The organism is Streptomyces iakyrus (assembly GCF_000717055.1).
Lineage (GTDB): Bacteria > Actinomycetota > Actinomycetes > Streptomycetales > Streptomycetaceae > Streptomyces > Streptomyces iakyrus.
Genome location: NZ_JNXI01000010.1, coordinates 38,591 through 58,394 on the forward strand (window position 1 = coordinate 38,591; position 19,804 = coordinate 58,394).

A 19,804-nucleotide genomic window follows, 5' to 3' on the forward strand; every position below is an offset into this window, starting at 1 on the left:
GTCGTCACCCCACTCCGGTGTCCGTGCCACTCGCCACGGTGCCCGCGGGCTCGGCCGGGCCGGGCTCGACGAAGCTGTACGGCGGCAGCGGTCCGTTGACCCGCACCTCCAGGTGCGGCATGTCCTTGCGGAGCTGCTCGACCGCGGCCAGGAACGACTCGGCCGTATCCCGGTTCACCAGGAACGACACGTTCGCCAGCCAGCCCGTCGACTCGGGGCCCTCGCTCACGTCGTCCGCGACCGGCTCCAGGGCACGCCGCACGGCAGCGCCGTCGTTGGCCTCCTTGGCCTTGACCGCGGCCGCGACCAGCTCGCCGAGCCGGATCTTGTCGTCGTAACTGCCGCCGCCCGCCTGCCGGTTGGCCTCCGCGAGCCCGCGGATGTCCGGGCTCTCGGCCATCACCTGGTGCAGGACGGCCTCTTCGACGTGATTGGCCTTGACGTTGTACTCGACCCGGTTGTCCAGGGCCCGCAGCCGCTCCTTGTAGTGCTCGGCGCGCTCGGCGAGCACTCCGGTGATGGAGGTGTCGTCCGGGGCGACGCTGCCGAACCGCATGGGCAGCACGCAGCCGGCCGCACCGGCCTCGCTGAGCACGTTCTGGTGGGCGAGCAGGTCCTTGCGCTTGGGCCGCAGGCCCTCGGGGGCCTCACTGACGATGGCCGCCAGGTCGCCCTCCCGCAGAATGCGCACCTCGCGGGGCGGGTCTCCGACACCGCCCATGCCCTCGGGCAGGGCGGGGTGCGAACTCGCCGCGATGCCGTAGACGTAGGTGCTCACTCCTGCTCCTCCTTACGGCGGGACGACGTGCTCTTGCGGGCTCGCGGACGCGACTCGGTCTCACGCTCCGAGCCTTCGCTCCGTGCCTGCTTGAAGGCGTCGGAAATGGTCTCGGCGGCGCCGGACAGCGCCCCCTTGGACTTGCCGCGGGCACCGGACTCGGTGATCTCCCCGACCAGGTCGGGCAGGCCCGGGTCCTTGCGCGGCCCGGCCTCCAGGTCGAGCCGGTTGCACGCTTCGGCGAAGCGCAGATAAGTGTCGACGCTGGCGACGACGACGCGAACGTCGATCTTGAGGATCTCGATGCCGACCAGGGAGACGCGCACGAATGCGTCGATGACGAGCCCCCTGTCCAGGACAAGCTCAAGCACGTCGTAGAGACCGCTGCTGCCGCCTCCGCCGCCGGACTGCTGTGCCGGTACGACAGTCATGCCGGGTGTTCCTCCTCGTGTGTGAGTGCTGGTCCGGTCGGGCGGCCTAGCGGCCGCCGGGCCTGCGCGCGTCGGAACGGCCGCGTTCATAGCGCCGGACGCGCCGGTAGCCCGTGAGCTGCCCCTCTGCGTCGAGCTCCACCTGGTAGCTCGCCATCAGGCTCATCGTGTCGGGCACGCGCTCGAGTTCGAGGACCTCGACCTCCAGCGCCCAGCCCTCCTCTGTCTGCTCGAAGGACGACACGGACTCGGCTTCCATGCCGGTGAGCTCCGCGAGCTGGCCGCGCGCCTGGCGCAGCACCTCCATCGGGCTCGGCCGGCTCTTGGCCGACTGGTTGTCGTTCGATTTGCTCGTGCTCCGGGAGTCCCGTGACTCCTTTGAATCCTGTGAGTCTTGCGTGTTTTTTGTGTTCGACATGGCCACCTCCCCCTCCGTGTGGCCGCAAGCGTGTTCGCCAAACCTCTACAGGCGCATGCATCTGCCACCCGTCCGGCCGGAGGCGGGCGTGCCTCAGCCGCGCAGGGCGTTCAGCCGCCGCCGGGCCGGTCCCAGCGCCCGGCCCCGGTTCAGCAGGCCTGACCAGGGGTTGGTCCGGGCCTGCTCGACGGCGTCGGCGATGGTCCAGCGCCGGGCGTGCAGCTCCGGGTCGTCCAGCTGGTCCCAGGTGACGGGGGTGGCCACCGGAGCGCCCGGGCGGGGCCGGACCGTGTAGGGCGCGACGGCGGTCTGGGCGTAGGCGTTGCGCTGGATGTCGAGGTAGAGCCGCTCGCCGCGCTCCTTCTTGCGGGCGGCGGTGGTGAGCCGGTCGGGGTGGGCGTCGGCGAGGGTGTCGGCGACGCCCCGGGCGAAGGCACGCACCTCGTCGAAGTCGTGCCGGCCGTTCAGCGGCACGATCACGTGCAGCCCGCGTGAGCCGGTGGTCATCAGCGCCGAGGGCAGGTCGAGCTCGTCCAGCAGCTCCCCGAGCAGCCGGGCGGCTTCGCGCACGGCCTCGAAGTCGTCCCCCGAGGGGTCGAGGTCGAACACCAGCCGGTCGGGGTGGTCGACGCTGTCGGCGCGGGACAGCCAGCGGTGCAGGGTGATGCTCGCCTGGTCGGCCAAATAGAGGAGCGTCGCGGTGTCGTCGCAGACGGTATGGCGGACGGTGCCGCCCTCCTTGGCCACCTCGACGCGGGGGATCCACTCCGGGTAGTGGTCCGGGGTGTTCTTCTGCATGAACGTCGGGCCGTCGAGGCCGTCGGGGTGCCGCTCCAGCATCAGCGGCCGGCCGCGCAGGTGCGGCAGCATGAAGGGCGCGACGGCCCGGTGGTACTCCACCAGGTCGCCCTTGGTGTACTCCTTGGCGTCGCCGCCGCCGGGGAAGAGCACCTTGTCCGGCCGGTGCACCTCCACCGTGCGGCGGCCCGCCCGCACCCTGCGCGTGCCGTCGCCGCCGCTCACCGCACGACCGCCTCCTCCACCAGCAGCCGTCCGGCCGCCGCGACGGACTCCGCGTCGATGCCCGAGGCGCGCAGCTGCTCCTCCGGGGACGCCGAGCCCGGCATCGTCCGTACGCCAAGACGTACCAGGCGTGGTACGGGGCGCCCGTCGGTGAAGGCGTCGAGGACCGCGTCCCCGATGCCGCCCTCGGGGTGGTGGTCCTCCACGGACACCAGGCAGCCGGTCTCCTCGGCGGCCCGGCGCAGGGTGGCCCGGTCGACGGGCTTCACGGAGTACAGGTCGATCACCCGCACCGCGATGCCCTCCTGCTCCAGGGCCTCGGCGGCGGCCAGCGCCTCGTGCACGGTGACGCCCGCCGCGACGAGGGTCAGCCGGTCCTCGCCGGAGGAGCGCAGCACCTTGCTGCCGCCGACCGGGAACTCCTCGTCGGGGGCGTAGATCACCGGGCTGTCGCCGCGCGAGGTGCGAAGGTAGCGCACGCCCTCCAGGCCGGCCATCGCGCCGACGAGCCGGGCGGTCTGGTTGGCGTCGCACGGGTACAGCACGGTCGAGCCGTGCACCGACCGCATCATCGCGAGGTCCTCAAGGCCCATCTGGCTGGGCCCGTCCTGGCCGATGGCGACGCCCGCGTGCGAGCCGACGAGGTTGATGCCGGAGCCGCTGATGGACGCCATCCTGATGAAGTCGTACGCGCGGGTCAGGAAGGCCGCGAAGGTGGCGGCGTACGGCACCCAGCCGCGGGACGCGAGCCCGACCGCCGAGGCGACGAGCTGCTGCTCGGCGATGTAGCACTCGAAGTAGCGGTCGGGGTGCTCCTTGGCGAAGAACTCGGCGCGAGTGGAGTCGCCGACCTCGCCGTCCAGGGCGACGATGTCGCCGCGGCCGGTGCCGAGGGCGGTGAGCGCCTCACCGAAGGCGTTGCGGGTGGCGACCTCCTCGCCCTTGTCCCACCGGGGGAGTTCGAAGTTCCCCGTGTGGACGGAGTGCAGCATGCGGGCGGCGGGCGGCTCCTGCACCCGGACGCGGATGTCGCGGGAGCCGCCGAGCGCGGCGATGGCCTCCTCGGCCTCCGGCAGCGGCTTGCCGTGCAGGCCCTCGCGGTCCTGGACGCCCTCGACGCCCTTTCCCTTGAGCGTGCGGGCGAGGATCGCGGTGGGCTGGCCCTTGGTGGACGCGGCCTCTCCGTAGGCGCGGTCGACGGCGTCGACGTCGTGGCCGTCGACCTCGATGGTGTGCCAGTCGAAGGCCTGGAAGCGGCGGGCGTAGGCGTCCAGGTCGTGGCCGTGCCGGGTGGGGCCGCGCTGGCCGAGCCGGTTGACGTCGACGATCACGGTGAGGTTGTCCAAGTGCTCGTGCCCGGCGTGCTCGGCGGCCTCCCACACGGATCCCTCGGCCAGTTCGCTGTCGCCGCACAGCACCCAGGTGCGGTAGCCGGTGCGGTCGAGCCGCTTGCCGGCCAGGGCGATGCCGACCCCGACGGGCAGTCCCTGCCCGAGCGAGCCGGTGGCCGTCTCGACCCACGGCAGGCGCTGCGGGGTGGGGTGCCCTTCCAGGCGGCTACCGAGCTTGCGGAAGGTGAGCAGCTCTTCGTCGTCGATGGCGCCGGCCGCCTTGTACGCGGAGTACAGCAGCGGGGAGGCGTGGCCCTTGGAGAGGACGAAGCGGTCGTTGCCGGGGTGGGCGGGGCGGTCGAAGTCGTAGCGGAGGTGGTTCGCGAGCAGGACGGCCATCAGGTCGGCGGCGGACATCGAGGACGTCGGGTGACCGGAGCCCGCCGCGGCGGCGGCGCGGACGCTGTCCACCCGCAGCTGCTGTCCGAGGTCGGTGAGTTCACCGGTGTTCATGAGTCTCCTTTCGCGGAGTCGTCCGGGGCGTCGGTTCGTTTCACGGGGCCGGGGGCGGGGTGGTCAGGACCGGGTGGACGGGGCGGGGGCGCGGCGGCAGGCTGATCCTTCGCGGGCTCACCACCCGGCTGATTCTTCGCAGGCTCACCGCCGGGCTGATTCCTTGCCGGCTCACCACCCGGCTGATTCTTCGCGGGCTCACCACCCGGCTGATTCTTCGCGGGCTCACCGCCCGGCTGATTCCTTGCCGGCTCACCGCCCGGCCGGCTCGTCCCGGGCTCGCCGCCGGACGGGTTCTTCGCCGGCCGGCCGGCGGGCGTACTCTCGGTCGGCTCACCACCGGGCTGGCCCGCCGGTTCACCGCCCGGCCGGCTCCTCGCCGAACCCCCGGACCGGGTCCCCGCCGGTCCGCCACCAGGACGGCTCCTGGCCGGCTCACCGCCGGGCCGCCTCTCGGCGGAATCGCCACCAGGTGGGTTCTCGGCCGGTTCACCGCCCGGCCGGTTCCTCACCGGCTCGCCGGTGGTCGGCGCGGCCGTCTCGGTCGCCGCGGCCGGGCGGCCCTTCGCCGTCTCCGACTCCGACCGCAACTGGCCGTGACCGGAGCCTGGCGGGCCCGCAAGCGGGCGGCCCTTCGCCGTTTCGGGTTCGGTTCGCGGCTGCGCGGCCCCGGATCCGGGTCGCACCTGCGTCGTCCCGGATCCGGGCTGCCCCTTCGCGGGCTCATCGGGGGACCCGTCCGTGTCGGCCGCGAGCGCCGCCCCCGGCCCGGACCTGGCGTCCGCCCGCCGCCCGGGCCCGCCCGCCACGCGGGCCACCTCGGGCGACGACGTGTCCAGCGGCACCGACCAGGACCGTACGAGCCCCAACTGCACGGCCTGGCGCGGCAGCACCGCGTCCAGCAGCCAGTCGGCCGCGACCCGGACCCGGTTCCCGGGCATCGCGGCGAGATGGTAGCCCCGCGTCACCGCACCCGCGGGTACGCCGGACAAGGTCACGCCGAGCGGGTTGGCGGCGGCCTTCGCCCCGCCCAGGTCGACGACGAAGCCGAGGTCGCGATGGCGGTAGGGCTTGCGCGACCCGCCGAGGCCGAGCGACGCGGCGACGTTCTCCGCCGCGACCTTGCCGTGCCGCCAGGCGTGCTGCGCGGTCATCGGCGTATAGCTCCCGGGGTTCTCCAGATCGGGTACGGCGGCCACGTCCCCGCAGGCGAACAGCTCCGGCCGGCCCGGCACCTGAAGGTGCGGGTCGACGAGCAGCCGTCCCTTCTCCATCGGCAGCCCGAGGGACTCCACCAGCGGGTCGGGACGTACGCCCACGCACCACACGAGCGTCCGGGTCCGGACGAACTCGCCGTCGGTCAGCACGACCCCGTCGTGGGTGGCCTCCTTCACGGAGGTCCCCATCCGCACGTCGACGCCCCGCTGCCGCAGGACCCGGTCGGCGGTGGCGGAGAGCTTGCCGTCCATCTCGGGCAGCACGCGCGGCGCCACGTCCAGCAGCATCCAGCGCGGCCGCATGCCCTGCCGCAGCGGGTGCTTGCGGACCTGCGCGTCGGTGAACATCTGCCCGTGTGCGGCGACCTCCGTGCCCGTGTACCCGGCGCCGACCACCACGAAGGTGCAGCGCGCGGCGCACGCCTCCGGGTCGTCGGCGGAAGCCGCGAGCTCCACCTGCCGGGTCACGTGATCGCGCAGGTACAGCGCCTCGGGCAGCCCCCGGAAGCCGTGCGCGTGCTCGGCGACCCCGGGGATGGGCAGCAGCTTGTTGACGCTGCCGGCGGCCAGCACCAGCCGGTCGTAGGAGAGCGAGCCCTCCTCGCCCTCGGGGCCGGTGTAGCGCAGGGTGCCGTCGTCGAGGTCGATCCGCTCGGCCTCCCCCAGCACCAGCCGGACGTCCGGCAGCGAGTCGGAGAGGGAGACGGTGACCCGGCGCGGCTCCAGGATGCCGGCGGCGACCTGGGGCAGCAGGGGCAGGTACAGGAAGTAGTCGGTCGGGTTCAGCAGGGTGATGTGGGCCCGGCCCCGGGTGAGCCGGGACAGGGTGCGGGCCGTGCGGTACCCGGCGAAGCCGGCACCGACGATCAGGATGCGGGGTCGACTCACGGTCGCTCGCCTCCGGCGCTGTCGCGTAGCTCGGGAGCCTTCCGCGTCCCCCTGGCCTGCGCACCCAAACGTCGGCCGGGACCCACCGGCCCGCACGCCGCCGGTTTCCGGCCCCGTGCGCGGGTAACCCGGTGCGGGATACGGACCGCCGACGTCGCGGAGGCACTCCCCCATGCCCGAGTACGGTTACTTCCTCTCGTGCGAGCAGTACGGACCCGCCGAGCTGATCGAGCAGGCGCGGATGGCCGAGCAGGCCGGGTTCCAGGCACTGTGGATCTCGGACCACTACCACCCCTGGAACGACGAACAGGGCCAGAGCCCGTTCGTGTGGTCGGTGATCGGCGCGCTGTCGGAGGCGGTGTCCCTGCCGATCGAGACGGCGGTGACCTGCCCGACCGTGCGCATGCACCCGGCGGTGGTGGCGCAGGCCGCCGCGACCAGCGCGGTGATGACGAACAACCGCTTCCGGCTCGGCGTCGGCTCCGGCGAGGCGCTCAACGAACACATCCTGGGCGACCACTGGCCGCCGGCGCACGTGCGTCTGGACATGCTGGAGGAGGCCATCCAGGTGATGCGCCGCCTGTTCACCGGCGAGGAGGTCAACCACCACGGCCCGCACTACACGGTCGAGAACGCCCGCCTGTACACGGTCCCGGACGAGCCGATCCCGATCGACATCTCCGGCTTCGGCCCGGCCGCGACCCAGCTCGCCTCCCGCGTGGGCGACGGCTACATCACGGTCATGCCGGACGAGGCGATGGTGGAGCAGTACCGCAAGGGCGGAGGCGGCGGACATCTCGTCAGCGGCGGCACCAAGGTCTGCTACGGCACCGACAAGGACGAGGCCGTCCGGACCGTCCACCGGCTCTGGGCGAACGAGCAACTGCCGGGTGAGCTGGGTCAGGTGCTGCCCTCCCCCAAGCACTTCGAGCAGGCGCAGCAGCTCGTCACCGAGGACATGGTGCGCGCGAACCGGGTGTGCGGCGACGACCTGGACGAGCACGTGGCGGAGCTGCGGCAGTTCGCCGAAGCGGGCTTCGACCGGGTCTATGTGAACCAGATCGGGCCGGACCTGCGCGGCTTCTTCGACTTCTACCGCACGAAGGTGCTGCCGCAGCTCCAGCAGGCCGCCTGACGCCCGCCCGGAAAATCCGGGGACGGCCCGGTACCGGGTCGCCTACAGTCGCCGGCATGTCGGTACGTCTTCGTATGCGTGACGCCCTGCCGGAAGCGATGCGGGCCCGGGACAGGGCCGCCGTGAGTGCCCTGCGCGCCACCCTGGCGGCGCTGGACAACGCCGAGGCGGTGCCTTTGGACGAGACCGCGCCGCGCGCCGCCGCTCTGGAGGCCTCACCGGTCGGCGCCGGCGCCACCGAGGCGGCCCGGCGCGAGCTCAGCGAGGAGGAGATGGCGGACGTCGTGCGGGCCGAGGCCGCCGAACGGCTGGAGGCGGCGGCGCACTTGACCGCCCCCGCACACGCCGACCGTGCCGAACGGCTGCGGACGGAGGCGGCCGTGCTGCTGCGCTTCCTCGACGGCGCCACCGAGGGCAGCGCGCGGAGCACGTAGCGGGCAGGCAGGGTCGGTCTGCGGGGCTTCCTCAACGGCGCGGAAGGTACCACGGAGCGCGTTGCCGACGGCCGGCCGCAAGCCGGTGCGTCCGTCGCGGAGCCGCCTCGGCGGCGCGGAAGGCACCGCGCGGAGCACTTGGCGGCGGCGGCCCGCTAGCCGCGGGCGAGCGTGGTCATCTTGCGCGCCGCCAGAGCGGCGGCAGCCCCCGCCGTGAGAACCGCGCCCAGCCGGCCGCGGTTTCGTGACAGCCACTGCTGCGGGCTGCTGCCGGTGGACTCGTCGTCGAAGCGCCCGTGCGCGCCGTAGTCCCGCCCGTGCACGCCGTCCGCCGGTGACCACAGGTTCGCGGGCCCCTCGGGCCGGCCCTCCCCCTGCTGGGCATCGACGTTGGTACGGGCCAGGTAGCGTTCCAGCAGCCCGGGGGCGACCGCGTTGGCGAGGAGCGTGGCGGCCGTGGAGCCGCCCACCCAGTACTCCCGGCGCCGCGCGTGCGACGACGCGTGCACGATGGCCCGGGCCGCGACCTCCGGCTGGTAGACCGGCGCGACGGGCCGGGCCCGCCCCGGCATGCGGTTCAGCACCCAGTCGAACTGCGGGGTGTTGAGGCCCGGCAGCTGCACCATCGTCGTCCGCACCCCGCTGCGCGCGTGCAGCAGCTCGCAGCGCAGCGACTCGTTGAACCCCTGGATCGCGTGCTTGGCACCGCAGTACGCGGACTGCAGCGGGATGCCCCGGTAGGCGAGCGCGGAACCGACCTGCACAATGGTGCCGCGGTCGCGCGGCAGCATGTGGCGCATGGCGGCCCGGGTGCCGAACACATAGCCCAGGTACGTCACTTCGGTCACGCGGCGGAATTCGTCCGGGGCGACTTCCGTGAACGGCGCGAACACTCCGGTGAAGGCGTTGTTGACCCAGACGTCGATGTGGCCGTACGCGTCGACGACCTGCTGGGCCGCGTCGTCGACGGCTTCGGCGTCGGAGACGTCCACGGGGACGACGAGCGCCTCGCCGCCGGCGCGCTCCACCTCGTCCGCCGCGGCGGCGAGTCCCTCACGTCCGCGGGCGAGCAGGGCGACCTTGGCGCCGCGGGCGGAGAAGGCGCGGACCGTGGCCCGCCCGACGCCGCCGCCGGCTCCGGTCACGACGACCACCCGGCCGCGCTGATGCCGTGTTGCAGCCTTGCGCACCCGGCGTCACACCCCGCGGTGGGGTATGTCCGGAGCCTCCGACGGCCGCGGGGGCACGGAGCCCGGGGTGTCCGCTCCGGCGGGCGGGGCCGGCGGCACGGGCGGGTACGGCATGCCGCCGACCGGCTCGGCCGCGCTCCGGCGGGCGCTGTGTCCGCCCGTGGCCATGCCGCCCGCGTGGTCCTGTCCCGGGCGGGACGGCCGCGCCATGCCGCGCAGCACGTAGGCCAGGGCGCCCAGGATCACCGCGGTGATGAGTGCGGCGGCCCAGTCGGGCAGGCCGAGAGCGAGGGCCAGCCCCACGGCGAGCGCGAGGGCCGCGCCCGCGTACAGAGCGAGCGCGCCGGACGCGGCGTACAGGGCGGCCTTGCGGCGCTGCTTGCGCGTCTGCTCGCGCAGTTCGTCCCGTACGGTCTCGCGCGCCACCTGTGCCAGCTCGTCGACCAGGTGCTTGTCCAGATGCTCCAGGTGATCCAACGGCTTCATGCCCGGCCGGGTACCCTCACCCCCCTGCGCGTAACTAGGCTCGGCGGCATGGAGATTCTGGGTGCCACACTGCGCGTCTGCGTCGACGACCTCGAGACCGCGATCCCCTTCTACGAGCAGCTGGCGGGCGGCAGAGCCCAGCGCTTCGAGCGGGGAGGTGTCCAGGTGGCGGCGATCGGCTGCTTCCTGCTGATGAGCGGACCCCCGGCCGAACTGGAGGTGCTGCGCAAGGTCGCGGCGACGATCGCCGTGACGGACGTCGAGGAGACGCACAAGGTGCTGACCGGACTGGGGGCGCACATCGTGGCGGGCCCGATCGCCTCACCGGCGGGCCGCAACCTGATCGCCCTGCATCCGGACGGCTCGGTCTACGAGTACGTGGACCGCCAGGCGTAGGCGGCGCCGCCGCGGCTCAGGGCCGGCCCGGCCGGGTGATCATCTCGGTGGTGATCGCCCAGCGTTGGTGGTCGCGCCAGGCCCCGTCGACGAAGAGCATCTTCGGCGAGAAGCCCTCCAGGCGGAACCCGCAGGCACGGGCCAGGGCGATCGACGCGGCGTTCCCCGGCTGGACGTTGATCTCCAGCCGGTGCAGCCGCATCGGGCCGAACGCGTATCGCACGACGAGGTCCAGCCCTTCGCGCATCAGCCCGCGCCCGGCGGCGTGCGCGAAGGCACCGTAGCCCAGCGCCCCGGACTGGAAGCCGCCCTCGACGATGTTGTTGATGTTGATGAAGCCGCCGATGGCCCCGTCGCTCTTTTCGCAGACCAGGAACCCGGCCTTGGACGGGTCCTCGATCAGCCGGCCCGCGTAGGCGGTGTAGGCCTGGGCCGTGGTGGGCGGGAAGAGCCACGGGTGGTGCAGGTCCTTGCTCTCCCGGGCGCGGGCGGTGAACTCGGCACCGTCCTCGTAGGTGAAGTGGCGTATGCCCACCCGGGGGCCTTCGGCGAGGTGGCGGGATGCGTGCGGCACCCCGCCACAGTAGCCGCGCCGGCTGTGCCTCCCCAGTCGGGGCGTCAGAAGCCGGCGACCGGCAGCCGGAGCACGCCGGTGTTCCGCGGCCCGCTGATCACGGTCACGGGTTTGATCCCCCGGTTGCCGAAGTACGCGTCGTCGCTCGCGGCGATCACGAACCGCAGCCGGTGCCCGGCCTGGTACCGGTGCACGATGCCGGGCAGGGTGACGGTGAAGCTCTTGGTGACGTCCGGGACGCGGACCGGCGCGACCAGGCGGCGTACCAGGGTGCGGGTGCCGTCGGGGGCGACGTCGTAGAGCTTGGCGAACAGGACGAGCTTGTCGGCCGCGTCGGCGGAGTTCTGGGTGCGCTCGGCCTCGGGGGAGACCACCTTGAGCGTGGCCCGCGGGGCGCCGACGACGTCGAGGGGGCGCTTCAGCGGCTCGCTCGTCCAGTCGAGGTAGGTGCCCTTGGTGTCGCGGGGCGGCATCTCCGGCAGGCCGATGAGTCCGGACAGCGAGCTTTCCGAATGGCTCGTGGGGGTGAGCCAGTTGGTGTAGCGGCGGCTGCCGGCGGTGACCTCGCCCCGCCGGTCGACGAGGCGGCCGTCGCCGGAGAGGTACAGGGTGCGGCCGGTGGCGGGGAGACGGCTCGCGGTGGCGTAGGTGCGGTCGGGGTCGGTGATCCAGTCGCGGTGGTAGGCGAAGGCCGGTCCGGTGTCGACCTCGGCCCGCCCCCGCAGATGGCGGTCGAACCAGGCGAGGACGCGCCGGCCGACGTAGCTGGTCTCCAGATTGCCCCGGGACAGGTCGAGTTCACCGTCGGCGAGTCCGCCGCTGTGGCCCGAGGACTGCCAGATCATCTTGACGGGCGTGCCCTGGGCCTTGAGCGTCCGGTACGTGGCCGTGGCCTCGTTGAGGTTGAACAGGGTGTCGGCCTGCCCCTGGACCAGCAGGGTGGGCGTGCGCACACGGTGGAGGTACAACGCCGGGGAGACCCGGTGGGCGAAGGCGAGCAGCTCGGCGGTGCGGTCGGCCGGGTAACTGCCGGAGTTGAGGGTGTGGACGGTCCGGCAGGCCTCGGTGACGAAGTGCAGGCAGGCCAGGGAGTTGATGCGGGACGGGTCGAGACTCGGCTCCAGCAGCGGCTGGCCCTCGCCGATGAGGTAGAAGCCGTTCGTCCACTGCCATTTGAAGGCCCCGGGGACGCCCGTGCTGCCGGCGGCGTTGTTGGGACTGAGCGAGTAGGCCAGGTCGTTCCAGGTGATCATCGGGACGAGCGCGTCGAGGCGGTGGTCGACGGCGGCCGTGGCAAGCTGCACGGCGCCGCCGTAGGATCCGCCGATCATGCCCACCCGGGGGTCCCCGGGAGCGTCCCGCGTGATGAAGTCGGCGGTGGTGCCGTCGTCGGCGGCGCGTTTGCCGCCGAGGAAGTCGACGAGCTGCGAGGCCGCCGCGCCGTCGATGTCCGGGTCGTCGAGGGAGACGAGGCAGCCGCTGCGGCCGAATCCGAGCCCCGAGTAGACGAGCGAGACGTAGCCGCGTTGCGCGAAGGCCTTGCCGATGGTGCTCGTGGAATTGTCCGATTTGCTGCCGCCGAAGCCGTTCGTGCCGAGCACGGCGGGTGCCGGGTGGTCGCGGTCCACGCCCGCGGGGCGGTACAGGTCGGCGTCGACGGTGCAGGTCCGGCCGCCGGCCCGGACGGTGAACTTCAGCGGCGTGAGGGTGTAGGCGTCGGCGGCGGGCGCGGGCGGGGCGAGCGGGACGGCCAGGGCGGCGCCCAGGGCGAGGGCGAGGGGGGCACGGAATCTGGGTACGCGTCGGGACACTCGGACCTCCACGGTGAGGGCAACCCGGATACCGACCGGTAGGTACCGGCCGTTGTCATGGTGTGACACGTGTCAGGAGCCGTCAATCACCGAAACGAGGGTTCTTGACAGGATTTCAGCAGCGGCCCGCTCAGCTGAGGGCCGGTTCGTCCAGCGTCAACGTGCCCCTCTCGGCGTCCAGTTCGGCCCGGACCCCGAGGGGCATGGTCAACGCGCCCTCGCCGTGCCCGAACCCGAACTCCTCCACGACCGGGACGCCCAGGCCGCCGAGCCGGTCGGTGAAGACCGCGCGCAGCCCCTCGGGAGGGCCGCACGCCGCCCAGGAGCCGAGCACGATCCCGGCGGCCCCGTCGAGCCAGCCGGTGCGCAGGAGCTGGGTCAGACAACGGTCCACGCGGTACGGGCTCTCGCCGACGTCCTCCACCAGCAGCAGCCCGCCCCTCGCCCCGGGGTGGGCGTGCGGGGTGCCGAGGTCGCTCGCGAGCAGGCTCAGGCACCCGCCCAGGGTGACGCCCCGGGCGCGGCCCGGGACCAGGGCGGTGCCGCCCGGGGGCACGGCCGTCAGGGTCGTCACGGACTCCGGCTCGAAGAGGGTGGCGCGCAGGTGGTCCTGGGCCCGGGCGTTCTTGAGGAAGTCGACGCCGGCGGCGGCGGGCCCGTACAGGGTGACCAGGCCCAGGCGGGTGGCGAAGGCCTGGTGCAGGACGGTGACGTCGCTGAACCCGGCGAACACCTTCGGGCCCGCCGCCCGCATCGCCGTCCAGTCGAGCAGGTCGACCATGCGCTGCGCCCCGTATCCGCCCCGGGCGCACAGCACGGCCGCGACGGACGGATCGCACCATGCGGCCTGGAGGTCGGCGGCGCGCTGCACGTCCGTGCCGGCGAGGTAGTCCAACTCCCGTTGCCGGTCCAGCGCATGGGGCGCCACGACGGGGTCGAGGTCCCAGCCGCGCAGGATGTCGAGCCCGGCCTGGAGGCGTTCCTCGGGCACGGGCCCGCTGGGCGCGACGACGGCGACGCGGGCGCCGGGGGCGAGCCGGGGCGGTCGGACGAGCTGGTTCACTTGCTGAGCTCCAGAGTGGGGACGCCGGGCGGGTCCAGGCGGAACACCTGGGCATAGAGGGAGAGTTCGGCTTCCAGGGCGCGCACCATGGTCTCCGCCTTCCGGAAGCCGTGCCCCTCCCCCTCGAAGGCGAGATACGCGTGCGGCACTCTCCGGCCCTCCAGGCGGGCCAGGAACCGCTCGCACTGGACGGGCGGGCAGATCACGTCGTCCAGGCCCTGGAGCAGCAGGAACGGCACGGCGAGGCGGTCGGCGTGGGCGGCGGGCGAGCGTTCCGCGTACCGGGCGGGCACCTCGGCGAGCGGCCCGATCAGGCCTTCCAGGTACCGCGACTCGAAGTCGTGGGTCTCCCCCGTGCCCCAGCCGGCCAGGTCCAGGATGGGGTACTTGATGGTGCCGCAGGCGTAGACGTCGGTCGTGGTGAGCGAGGCAGCCGCGGTCCAGCCGCCCGCACTGCCGCCCCGGACGGCGAGCCGGGCGCGGTCGGCGGTGCCCTCCTCGGCGAGGGCCAGGGCGACGGCGGCGCAGTCCTCGACGTCGACCACGCCCCACTGTTCGCGCAGCCGCTCGCGGTACGGGCGGCCGTAGCCCGTGGAGCCGCCGTAGTTGACCTCGGCGACGCCGATGCCGCGCGAGGTGAAGTAGGCGATCTCCAGGTCGAGCACGAGCGGGGCCCGGCCGGTGGGCCCGCCGTGCGCCCAGACGACGTAGGGCGGCAGCTCGTCGCCGGGCGCGACGCAGCCGGGGTGGTGCGGTGGGTAGATGTGGGCGTGGATGTCGCGCCCGTCGGGGCCGGTGAAGGTGCGGATCTGCGGCTCGGGGTAGTACGCGGGGTCGACGGCGTCGTCGTGCTCGGCGCCGACGACCCGGGCCCGGCCGGTGCGGGCGTCCAGCTCGACGACCTCGTAGGCGCTGCGCGGGCTGGCCCCGACGGCGACGACCCGTTCGCCGTGGGCGGCGAGGGTGGGAGTGAACTCGGTCCAGGGCCCGGCGGCGTCGACGACCTCGCCGGTCTCGGGGTCCAGGATGCCGAGGGCGGTGGCGCCCCGGCCGTGCACGACGGCGATCAGCCCACTGTCCAGCGGCGTGAACCAGCGCGAGCCCAGCTTCCACAGCGCGCCGCCGAACTCCTCCTCGCGCGGGCACAGTGGCTGTCCGTCGAGGTAGAGGTTCCACCAGCCGGTGCGGTCGCTCGCGTGCAGCAGATGGCCGTCGTGGGTCCAGTCGGCCTGGGCGATGGACTCGCCGGGGCCGCCCGCCACGGCCCGGGCGTCGCGCAGGGTGCCGTCGGGCGTGACCTCGGCGAGGAGCAGTTCGGTGCCGTCCCAGGGCATGCGCGGATGGTCCCAGGCGAGCCAGGCGGCCCGCCGCCCGTCGGGCGACAGCTTCGGCCCGGTGACGAACCGGTGCCGGCCGTCGGTGAGCTCACGGACGGCGCCCCGGTCCCGGGCGGCGGATCCGTCCAGCGGTACGGCGGCCAGGACGCGGCGCACGTCGGTGGGTCCGTCACCCGTGAACTCCTCCAGCACGCACCACACTTCGCCCCGCTCGGGCCGCAGGAGCGGCTCGGCCCAGCGCAGGCCGGCGCCGACCGAGGACACGGGGGTGAGCGGCCGGGGTTCGCCGCCCGGCTCCCAGCGGTACAGCCGCTGGTCGGCGAAGTTCACGAACACCACCAGAGGTCCGGTGTCGCCCGCGAGGGCGGCCCACGGGTGCCCGCCGTACTCGATGACCCGGCTGCGCACGTTCCACGGCGCGGGCAGCAGGGGCTCCTCCCGGCCGTCGGCGTGCCGCCGGACCAGTGTGCGCCGGCCGCCTTCGGCGGGGCGCGGCTCGGTCCACCACACCTCGTCGCCGACGAAGCCCACGTACTCCGGGTGCCCGTCGTGCGCGGCGGTCAGGGCCGCGTCGATGGGCGAGGGCCACGCCCCGTAGGCCAGCGTCCGCACCGTCTCCCCCACTCTCCTAGGCCGTCCGCAGGAACCGGTCGAGTACGCGGACACCGAAGTGCAGCGCCTCGACCGGTACCCGTTCGTCGACCCCGTGGAACATGGCCGCGTAGTCGTAGCCGTCCGGCAGCTTCAGCGGCGTGAAGCCGTAGCCGGTGATGCCGAGGCGGGAGAACTGCTTGGCGTCGGTGCCGCCGGACATGCAGAACGGCACCACGTGGCCCTCCGGCGCGAACTCCTCGACGGCGGCCCGCATGCCCGCGAACGTCGGCGAGTCCACCGGCGACTGAAGGGCGACCTCGCGGTGGTGGAACTCCCAGTCCACGTCCGGCCCGGTGAGCCGGTCGAGGGTGCTGCGGAACTCCTCCTCGCCGCCGGGCATGTACCGGCCGTCCACGTGCGCCACGGCCTCACCGGGAATGACGTTGATCTTGTAGCCGGCGTCCAGCATGGTCGGGTTGGCGCTGTTGCGCAGGGTCGGCTCGACGAGCTTCGCGGCCGGGCCGAGCTTCTCCAGCAGCGCGTCCACGTCGGTGAGGTCGGTCTCGATGCCGTAGAGCGCGGCGAGTTCGGTGAGGGCGGCGCGGACGGTCGGGGTGAGCCGCAGCGGCCACTCGTGCGCGCCGATCCGGGCGATGGCGCCCGCGAGGTGGGTCACGGCGTTGTCCCGGTTGACCTTGGAGCCGTGCCCGGCGCGTCCGCGAGCGGTGAGCTTCAGCCAGGCGGTGCCGCGTTCCCCGGCGGCGATCGGGTAGATCTGCCGTCCGCCGCCGTCGTGGAAGGTGAAGGCGCCCGACTCGCTGACGCCTTCGGTACAGCCCTCGAACAGTTCGGGGTGTTCGTCGGCGAGGAACCCGGATCCGTCCTCGGCGCTCGCCTCCTCGTCCGCGGTGAACGCGATGACGACGTCCCGGCGGGGCCGGACACCCCGCCGGGCCCAGCCGCGCACGACGGCCAGGATCATCGCGTCCATGTTCTTCATGTCGACGGCGCCGCGTCCCCAGACGACCCCGTCGCGGATCTCCCCGGAGAACGGGTGCACGCTCCAGTCGGCGGCCGCCGCGGGCACGACGTCCAGATGGCCGTGGAGCAGCAGAGCGTCGGCCGCGGGGTCGGTGCCCTCGATCCGGGCGACGACGTTGGTCCGCCCCTGGGTGCGCTCCAGCAGAACCGGTTCGATCCCGGCCTCGGCGAGCCGTGCGGCGGCGTACTCGGCGGCGGGCCGCTCCCGGCAGTCGCCGCCGCCCCGGTTGGTGGTGTCGATCCTGATGAGGTCGGACGTGAACGTCACGACCTCGTCCAGCGCGGGCGGGTCCACCTGCTCAGCCATACTGCTCCTCCACCGCGGCCGAGACGATCGTGGTGACCGCCTTGAAGGCGCGGATGCCGTCGTACATGGTCCCGCTCGTGTACGCCACCTTGCGCTCCCCGATCCGGTCCACACCCGGGACGACGGTGGCGGCCATCGCCAGGTGCTCCGCGTCGAACTCCACGGCCACGGTGAACGGGCCACCGCGCACGGGTTCGTGACGGACCGCTAGCACGGCCGCCTCCTTGGCCGCCGCGCGGATGTCGGCCGCGGTGCGTCCCGGTGTGCGGCACACCGCCGCGTAGCGCGACACATGGTCCTTCACCGCGACCTTCAGCGCCTCGGGCGCGTAGCCGAGCGCGTCCTCGCAGGCGACGTCGTCCCCCGTGACCAGCACGACCGGCACCCCGTACTCGGCGACGACATGGGCGTTGAGCAGCCCCTCGCTCGCCCGGACGTCGTTGAGCCACACGCCGGTGATGGAGTTGGCGAGGTAGGTGTGGGCGAGGACGCCCTCCATGCCGGCGCCCGCGTGGTAGCCGACGAACGCGATGCCGTCGACGTCGCCGTGCTGCACGCCTTCCACCATGGACAGCGTCTTGTGCCGGCCGGTGAGCAGCTGGGCGCGGTCGTCGAGCTGCTCCAGCAGCAGGTTGCGCATCGACCAGTGCGCCTCGTTGATGATCACTTCGTCGGCGCCGCCGTCGTAAAAGCCCCGTACGGCGGCGTTGACGTCGGAGGTGAACAGCGAGCGGCAGCGCTCCCACTGGGAGGCGCCCGGCACCACGTCGTCAGGCCAGGTGACGCCGGTGGCGCCCTCCATGTCGGCGCTGATGAGGATTCTCATGACGAGCCGTCCGGGGCGGAGATGTTCATGGTTCGTCACGTTACGCGCTGCGGGCGCAACCGGCTACGAGGTGGTCACCAACGGATCGGCAGGTCGGCGACGAACGCGGTGAGGCGGTCGGCCAGCAGCCGGTGGTCGCGGGCCGAGTAGTGCCAGTGGCAGCCGGTGTGGTCCAGGCCGGTGGGGTCGAGGGGCCAGTAGCGGACCCCGCGGTCGCCCGCGGCGGTGCGTTCTTGGACGACGTGCTCGACATGGCCGGCGAACGGGCCCGTGCCCGCGGCCAGGATGGTGGTCGCGGGCCCGTAGCGCTTGCGCAGCTTGGCGAGGAAGGCGCCGTAGGCGCTGCGGTAGGCGGCGGCGAGGCTCTCGTCCGTCCAGGGCTCGCCCGGGTTGACCGGCGTCGAGAAGTCGTTCGTGCCGAGGTGGACCACCACCAGCCGCGGGCGCCAGGTGCCCGGGTTCTGCCAGACGTCTCCCGGCACGTTCAGCAGCGCGCGGTCGTAGAAGGTGCGGTAGTTCACCTCCGGGGAGCCGCCGTTGTAGTTGCGCACCATGCCCTGGCCCGAGTACGCGTTGATCTGGTAGTCGGCGCGCAGCTTCCGGGCGGTGAGGGCGCCGTAGCTCACGTCGGCGTTGGTGGTGCGCTTGAGCTGCTCGCCGTCGCAGTCGCGGGAGGCGGAGAGGTTTCCGTAGCCGGCCGTGAGGGAGTCGCCGATGAACTCGATCTGGCGGCTGCGGGCGGCGGGCCTGGCCAGGACGGCGCCGCCGGGTGCGGCGACGAAGCCGCCGAAGGCACTGGTGCTCCACGGGGTGTCGTTGCGCTTGACGAGCCGGACGGTGTGCGCGCCTTCGCGCAGGCCCCTGACCCAGTGGGTGGTCTTCCCCGGCGCGGTGAGGGTCGCGACGGTGACCCCGTCGACCTGGACGTCGTAGTCGGCGGCCGGGTCGTCGAGCACGACACCCACGCCGGTGCCCCGGACCCGGCCCTCGAAGTAGACGCCGGGCCAGCTGTACTGCAGCACGTCACCGGCGTCCTTGACCCGTCCGGCGGTGTGCACGCCGTCCTGTACCCCGCGCTGGTCCGGTGCGGCGGCGGTCGTGACGGCCGCTGTGCCGACCAGCACGGTCGACACCGCCGACGCGACCAGCGTCCGCAACCAGGGCATGGGCATGGCTGTCCTCCGCGGGGGCGAGGCAGGTGCACGGGGCGGAAAGGAGTGACCGTACACCGACAATCTGCCGCCCACCAGACCACACCTCGGCCCCGTGCCCCGGACCGCTCGATTCAGGCCGTACGCCCCGCCACCAGCCAGGTGGAGGGCAGTTCGATGCGGGTGCCGTCGGGCCGGTACTCCGTGGTCTTCAGGGGCAGTCGGCCGCTCGCCAGGACGGTGAGACCGGCCGAGCGCAGGTACTCGGGCACGGCCTCGTCCGAGACCTCGCCAGGCGCGAGGCCGTGCCGGAACACGGGCGCGAGCTTGGGCGGCGGACCGTCCGGGCCGCCCGCCAGGCCCCCGAGGACCTGCTTGGCGGCGCCCGAGAGCTCCACCAGGCAGGCGCGGCCACGGTCGCCGACCAGCGTGGCGATGCCGTCGACCAGGGGCTGCCGGTCGTCCGGCTCGCACTGGTGGAGGACGCCGCGCATGTAGACGTTGGTGTCGCCGAGCTCGGCGTGCAGGGCCTGGGCCTCGTCCTTCGCGGCGGCGTCCAGCTGCCGGTAGGCGGCCTGTCCCGCCGGGTCGGAGCGCCGGGCGTGATCGAGGGCCGCGGCGGACAGGTCGACGCCCAGGACCCTCGGGAAGCGGTCGGCGAGGTAGCGGGTCTGGGTGCCGTTGCCGCAGCCGAGGTCCACCAGCGGCAGGGCGGGATCGGTCAGGTACGGCTCGAAGAGGGCCAGGTGCGGGCCCACGGTCAGCACCGGTTCCGCGTCCCAGAACACCGCCCCCGGTTCGTCGGCCGCCTCACGCCAGAAACCCTCCCAGGCCTCCCGGTACCGACTCGTCACGCTCAT

Annotated in this window: 19 protein-coding genes; 3 read left to right on the forward strand and 16 right to left on the reverse strand. The window is 73.3% G+C overall.

Annotated elements, in window-relative coordinates:
- Nucleotides 1-4: 4 nt before the first annotated feature.
- The 6 genes from OO68_RS16805 to OO68_RS16830 all read right to left on the reverse strand — a co-directional run bounded on the left by OO68_RS16805 (nucleotide 5) and on the right by OO68_RS16830 (nucleotide 6,599).
- Nucleotides 5-778 carry a GvpL/GvpF family gas vesicle protein gene (locus tag OO68_RS16805; RefSeq protein WP_033309171.1) on the reverse strand — a complete coding sequence of 258 codons (774 nt, stop codon included), beginning with the start codon at nucleotides 776-778 and terminating at the stop codon, nucleotides 5-7.
- Entirely contained in the window at nucleotides 775-1,209 is a 435-nt protein-coding gene (locus OO68_RS16810; RefSeq protein ID WP_033309172.1) for a gas vesicle structural protein GvpA, read from the reverse strand. Before OO68_RS16810 ends, OO68_RS16805 begins: the two co-directional genes overlap by 4 nt.
- A gap of 46 nt (nucleotides 1,210-1,255) precedes the next feature.
- Entirely contained in the window at nucleotides 1,256-1,627 is a 372-nt protein-coding gene (locus OO68_RS16815) for a gas vesicle protein GvpO (RefSeq protein ID WP_078625357.1), read from the reverse strand.
- Nucleotides 1,628-1,720: 93 nt separating this feature from the next.
- Nucleotides 1,721-2,650, reverse strand: coding sequence for a non-homologous end-joining DNA ligase (gene ligD, locus OO68_RS16820; RefSeq protein ID WP_033309173.1), 930 nt, complete (start codon nucleotides 2,648-2,650; stop codon nucleotides 1,721-1,723).
- Entirely contained in the window at nucleotides 2,647-4,494 is a 1,848-nt protein-coding gene (locus tag OO68_RS16825; RefSeq protein ID WP_033309174.1) for a transketolase, read from the reverse strand. The genes ligD and OO68_RS16825 overlap by 4 nt, the downstream gene beginning before the upstream one ends.
- Nucleotides 4,491-6,599, reverse strand: coding sequence for an NAD(P)/FAD-dependent oxidoreductase (locus tag OO68_RS16830; protein ID WP_033309175.1), 2,109 nt, complete (start codon nucleotides 6,597-6,599; stop codon nucleotides 4,491-4,493). Before OO68_RS16830 ends, OO68_RS16825 begins: the two co-directional genes overlap by 4 nt.
- A 172-nt stretch (nucleotides 6,600-6,771) precedes the next feature.
- On the opposite strand from OO68_RS16830, the gene OO68_RS16835 reads away from it, so the two are divergent.
- On the forward strand, nucleotides 6,772-7,734 hold the full coding sequence (locus OO68_RS16835) for an LLM class F420-dependent oxidoreductase (protein WP_033309176.1): 963 nt from the start codon (nucleotides 6,772-6,774) through the stop codon (nucleotides 7,732-7,734).
- A gap of 98 nt (nucleotides 7,735-7,832) precedes the next feature.
- Complete coding sequence (locus OO68_RS16840) at nucleotides 7,833-8,168, forward strand: hypothetical protein (RefSeq protein ID WP_033309322.1); 336 nt, start codon at nucleotides 7,833-7,835, stop codon at nucleotides 8,166-8,168.
- Nucleotides 8,169-8,323: 155 nt separating this feature from the next.
- Here the strand turns inward: OO68_RS16840 and OO68_RS16845 are convergent, their stop codons facing one another.
- Together OO68_RS16845 and OO68_RS16850 are read right to left on the reverse strand one after the other, a co-directional pair.
- Nucleotides 8,324-9,358 (reverse strand): SDR family oxidoreductase, encoded by a 1,035-nt coding sequence (locus OO68_RS16845; protein ID WP_033309177.1) that lies wholly within the window; start codon nucleotides 9,356-9,358, stop codon nucleotides 8,324-8,326.
- Between the two features lie 6 nt (nucleotides 9,359-9,364).
- The gene (locus OO68_RS16850; protein ID WP_033309178.1) at nucleotides 9,365-9,844 is read right to left on the reverse strand and encodes a phage holin family protein; all 480 of its coding nucleotides are present in this window, start codon (nucleotides 9,842-9,844) and stop codon (nucleotides 9,365-9,367) included.
- A 48-nt stretch (nucleotides 9,845-9,892) separates the two neighbouring features.
- On the opposite strand from OO68_RS16850, the gene OO68_RS16855 reads away from it, so the two are divergent.
- On the forward strand, nucleotides 9,893-10,240 hold the full coding sequence (locus tag OO68_RS16855) for a VOC family protein (RefSeq protein ID WP_033309179.1): 348 nt from the start codon (nucleotides 9,893-9,895) through the stop codon (nucleotides 10,238-10,240).
- A 16-nt stretch (nucleotides 10,241-10,256) separates the two neighbouring features.
- Here the strand turns inward: OO68_RS16855 and OO68_RS16860 are convergent, their stop codons facing one another.
- The 8 genes from OO68_RS16860 to OO68_RS16895 form a co-directional block, all read right to left on the reverse strand.
- Nucleotides 10,257-10,814, reverse strand: coding sequence for a GNAT family N-acetyltransferase (locus tag OO68_RS16860; RefSeq protein ID WP_033309180.1), 558 nt, complete (start codon nucleotides 10,812-10,814; stop codon nucleotides 10,257-10,259).
- 44 nt (nucleotides 10,815-10,858) lie between these two features.
- On the reverse strand, nucleotides 10,859-12,625 hold the full coding sequence (locus tag OO68_RS16865) for a CocE/NonD family hydrolase (RefSeq protein WP_403551154.1): 1,767 nt from the start codon (nucleotides 12,623-12,625) through the stop codon (nucleotides 10,859-10,861).
- 130 nt (nucleotides 12,626-12,755) lie between these two features.
- The gene (locus OO68_RS16870) at nucleotides 12,756-13,688 is read right to left on the reverse strand and encodes a S66 peptidase family protein (protein ID WP_033309181.1); all 933 of its coding nucleotides are present in this window, start codon (nucleotides 13,686-13,688) and stop codon (nucleotides 12,756-12,758) included.
- A complete protein-coding gene (locus OO68_RS16875; protein WP_033309182.1) occupies nucleotides 13,685-15,649 on the reverse strand; it encodes a prolyl oligopeptidase family serine peptidase in 1,965 nt (654 codons plus the stop codon). The genes OO68_RS16870 and OO68_RS16875 overlap by 4 nt, the downstream gene beginning before the upstream one ends.
- A 4-nt stretch (nucleotides 15,650-15,653) precedes the next feature.
- Nucleotides 15,654-16,967, reverse strand: coding sequence for a M20/M25/M40 family metallo-hydrolase (locus tag OO68_RS16880; RefSeq protein ID WP_033309183.1), 1,314 nt, complete (start codon nucleotides 16,965-16,967; stop codon nucleotides 15,654-15,656).
- Nucleotides 16,960-17,793 carry a M55 family metallopeptidase gene (locus tag OO68_RS16885; RefSeq protein WP_033309184.1) on the reverse strand — a complete coding sequence of 278 codons (834 nt, stop codon included), beginning with the start codon at nucleotides 17,791-17,793 and terminating at the stop codon, nucleotides 16,960-16,962. Before OO68_RS16885 ends, OO68_RS16880 begins: the two co-directional genes overlap by 8 nt.
- A gap of 74 nt (nucleotides 17,794-17,867) precedes the next feature.
- The gene (locus tag OO68_RS16890; RefSeq protein WP_245237007.1) at nucleotides 17,868-18,965 is read right to left on the reverse strand and encodes an SGNH/GDSL hydrolase family protein; all 1,098 of its coding nucleotides are present in this window, start codon (nucleotides 18,963-18,965) and stop codon (nucleotides 17,868-17,870) included.
- A gap of 113 nt (nucleotides 18,966-19,078) precedes the next feature.
- Nucleotides 19,079-19,804, reverse strand: coding sequence for a class I SAM-dependent methyltransferase (locus OO68_RS16895; protein WP_033309185.1), 726 nt, complete (start codon nucleotides 19,802-19,804; stop codon nucleotides 19,079-19,081).

What these genes read in the sequence shown, in the direction of transcription:
- OO68_RS16810 (WP_033309172.1), bottom strand. Translation starts at nt 1,209, where the DNA reads ATGACTGTCGTACCGGCACAGCAGTCCGGCGGCGGAGGCGGCAGCAGC.
- OO68_RS16815 (WP_078625357.1), bottom strand. Translation starts at nt 1,627, where the DNA reads ATGTCGAACACAAAAAACACGCAAGACTCACAGGATTCAAAGGAGTCA.
- OO68_RS16825 (WP_033309174.1), bottom strand. Translation starts at nt 4,494, where the DNA reads ATGAACACCGGTGAACTCACCGACCTCGGACAGCAGCTGCGGGTGGAC.
- OO68_RS16835 (WP_033309176.1), top strand. Translation starts at nt 6,772, where the DNA reads ATGCCCGAGTACGGTTACTTCCTCTCGTGCGAGCAGTACGGACCCGCC.
- OO68_RS16840 (WP_033309322.1), top strand. Translation starts at nt 7,833, where the DNA reads ATGCGGGCCCGGGACAGGGCCGCCGTGAGTGCCCTGCGCGCCACCCTG.
- OO68_RS16850 (WP_033309178.1), bottom strand. Translation starts at nt 9,844, where the DNA reads ATGAAGCCGTTGGATCACCTGGAGCATCTGGACAAGCACCTGGTCGAC.
- OO68_RS16855 (WP_033309179.1), top strand. Translation starts at nt 9,893, where the DNA reads ATGGAGATTCTGGGTGCCACACTGCGCGTCTGCGTCGACGACCTCGAG.
- OO68_RS16880 (WP_033309183.1), bottom strand. Translation starts at nt 16,967, where the DNA reads ATGGCTGAGCAGGTGGACCCGCCCGCGCTGGACGAGGTCGTGACGTTC.
- OO68_RS16885 (WP_033309184.1), bottom strand. Translation starts at nt 17,793, where the DNA reads ATGAGAATCCTCATCAGCGCCGACATGGAGGGCGCCACCGGCGTCACC.
- OO68_RS16890 (WP_245237007.1), bottom strand. Translation starts at nt 18,965, where the DNA reads ATGCCCATGCCCTGGTTGCGGACGCTGGTCGCGTCGGCGGTGTCGACC.
- OO68_RS16895 (WP_033309185.1), bottom strand. Translation starts at nt 19,804, where the DNA reads ATGAGCGTGACGAGTCGGTACCGGGAGGCCTGGGAGGGTTTCTGGCGT.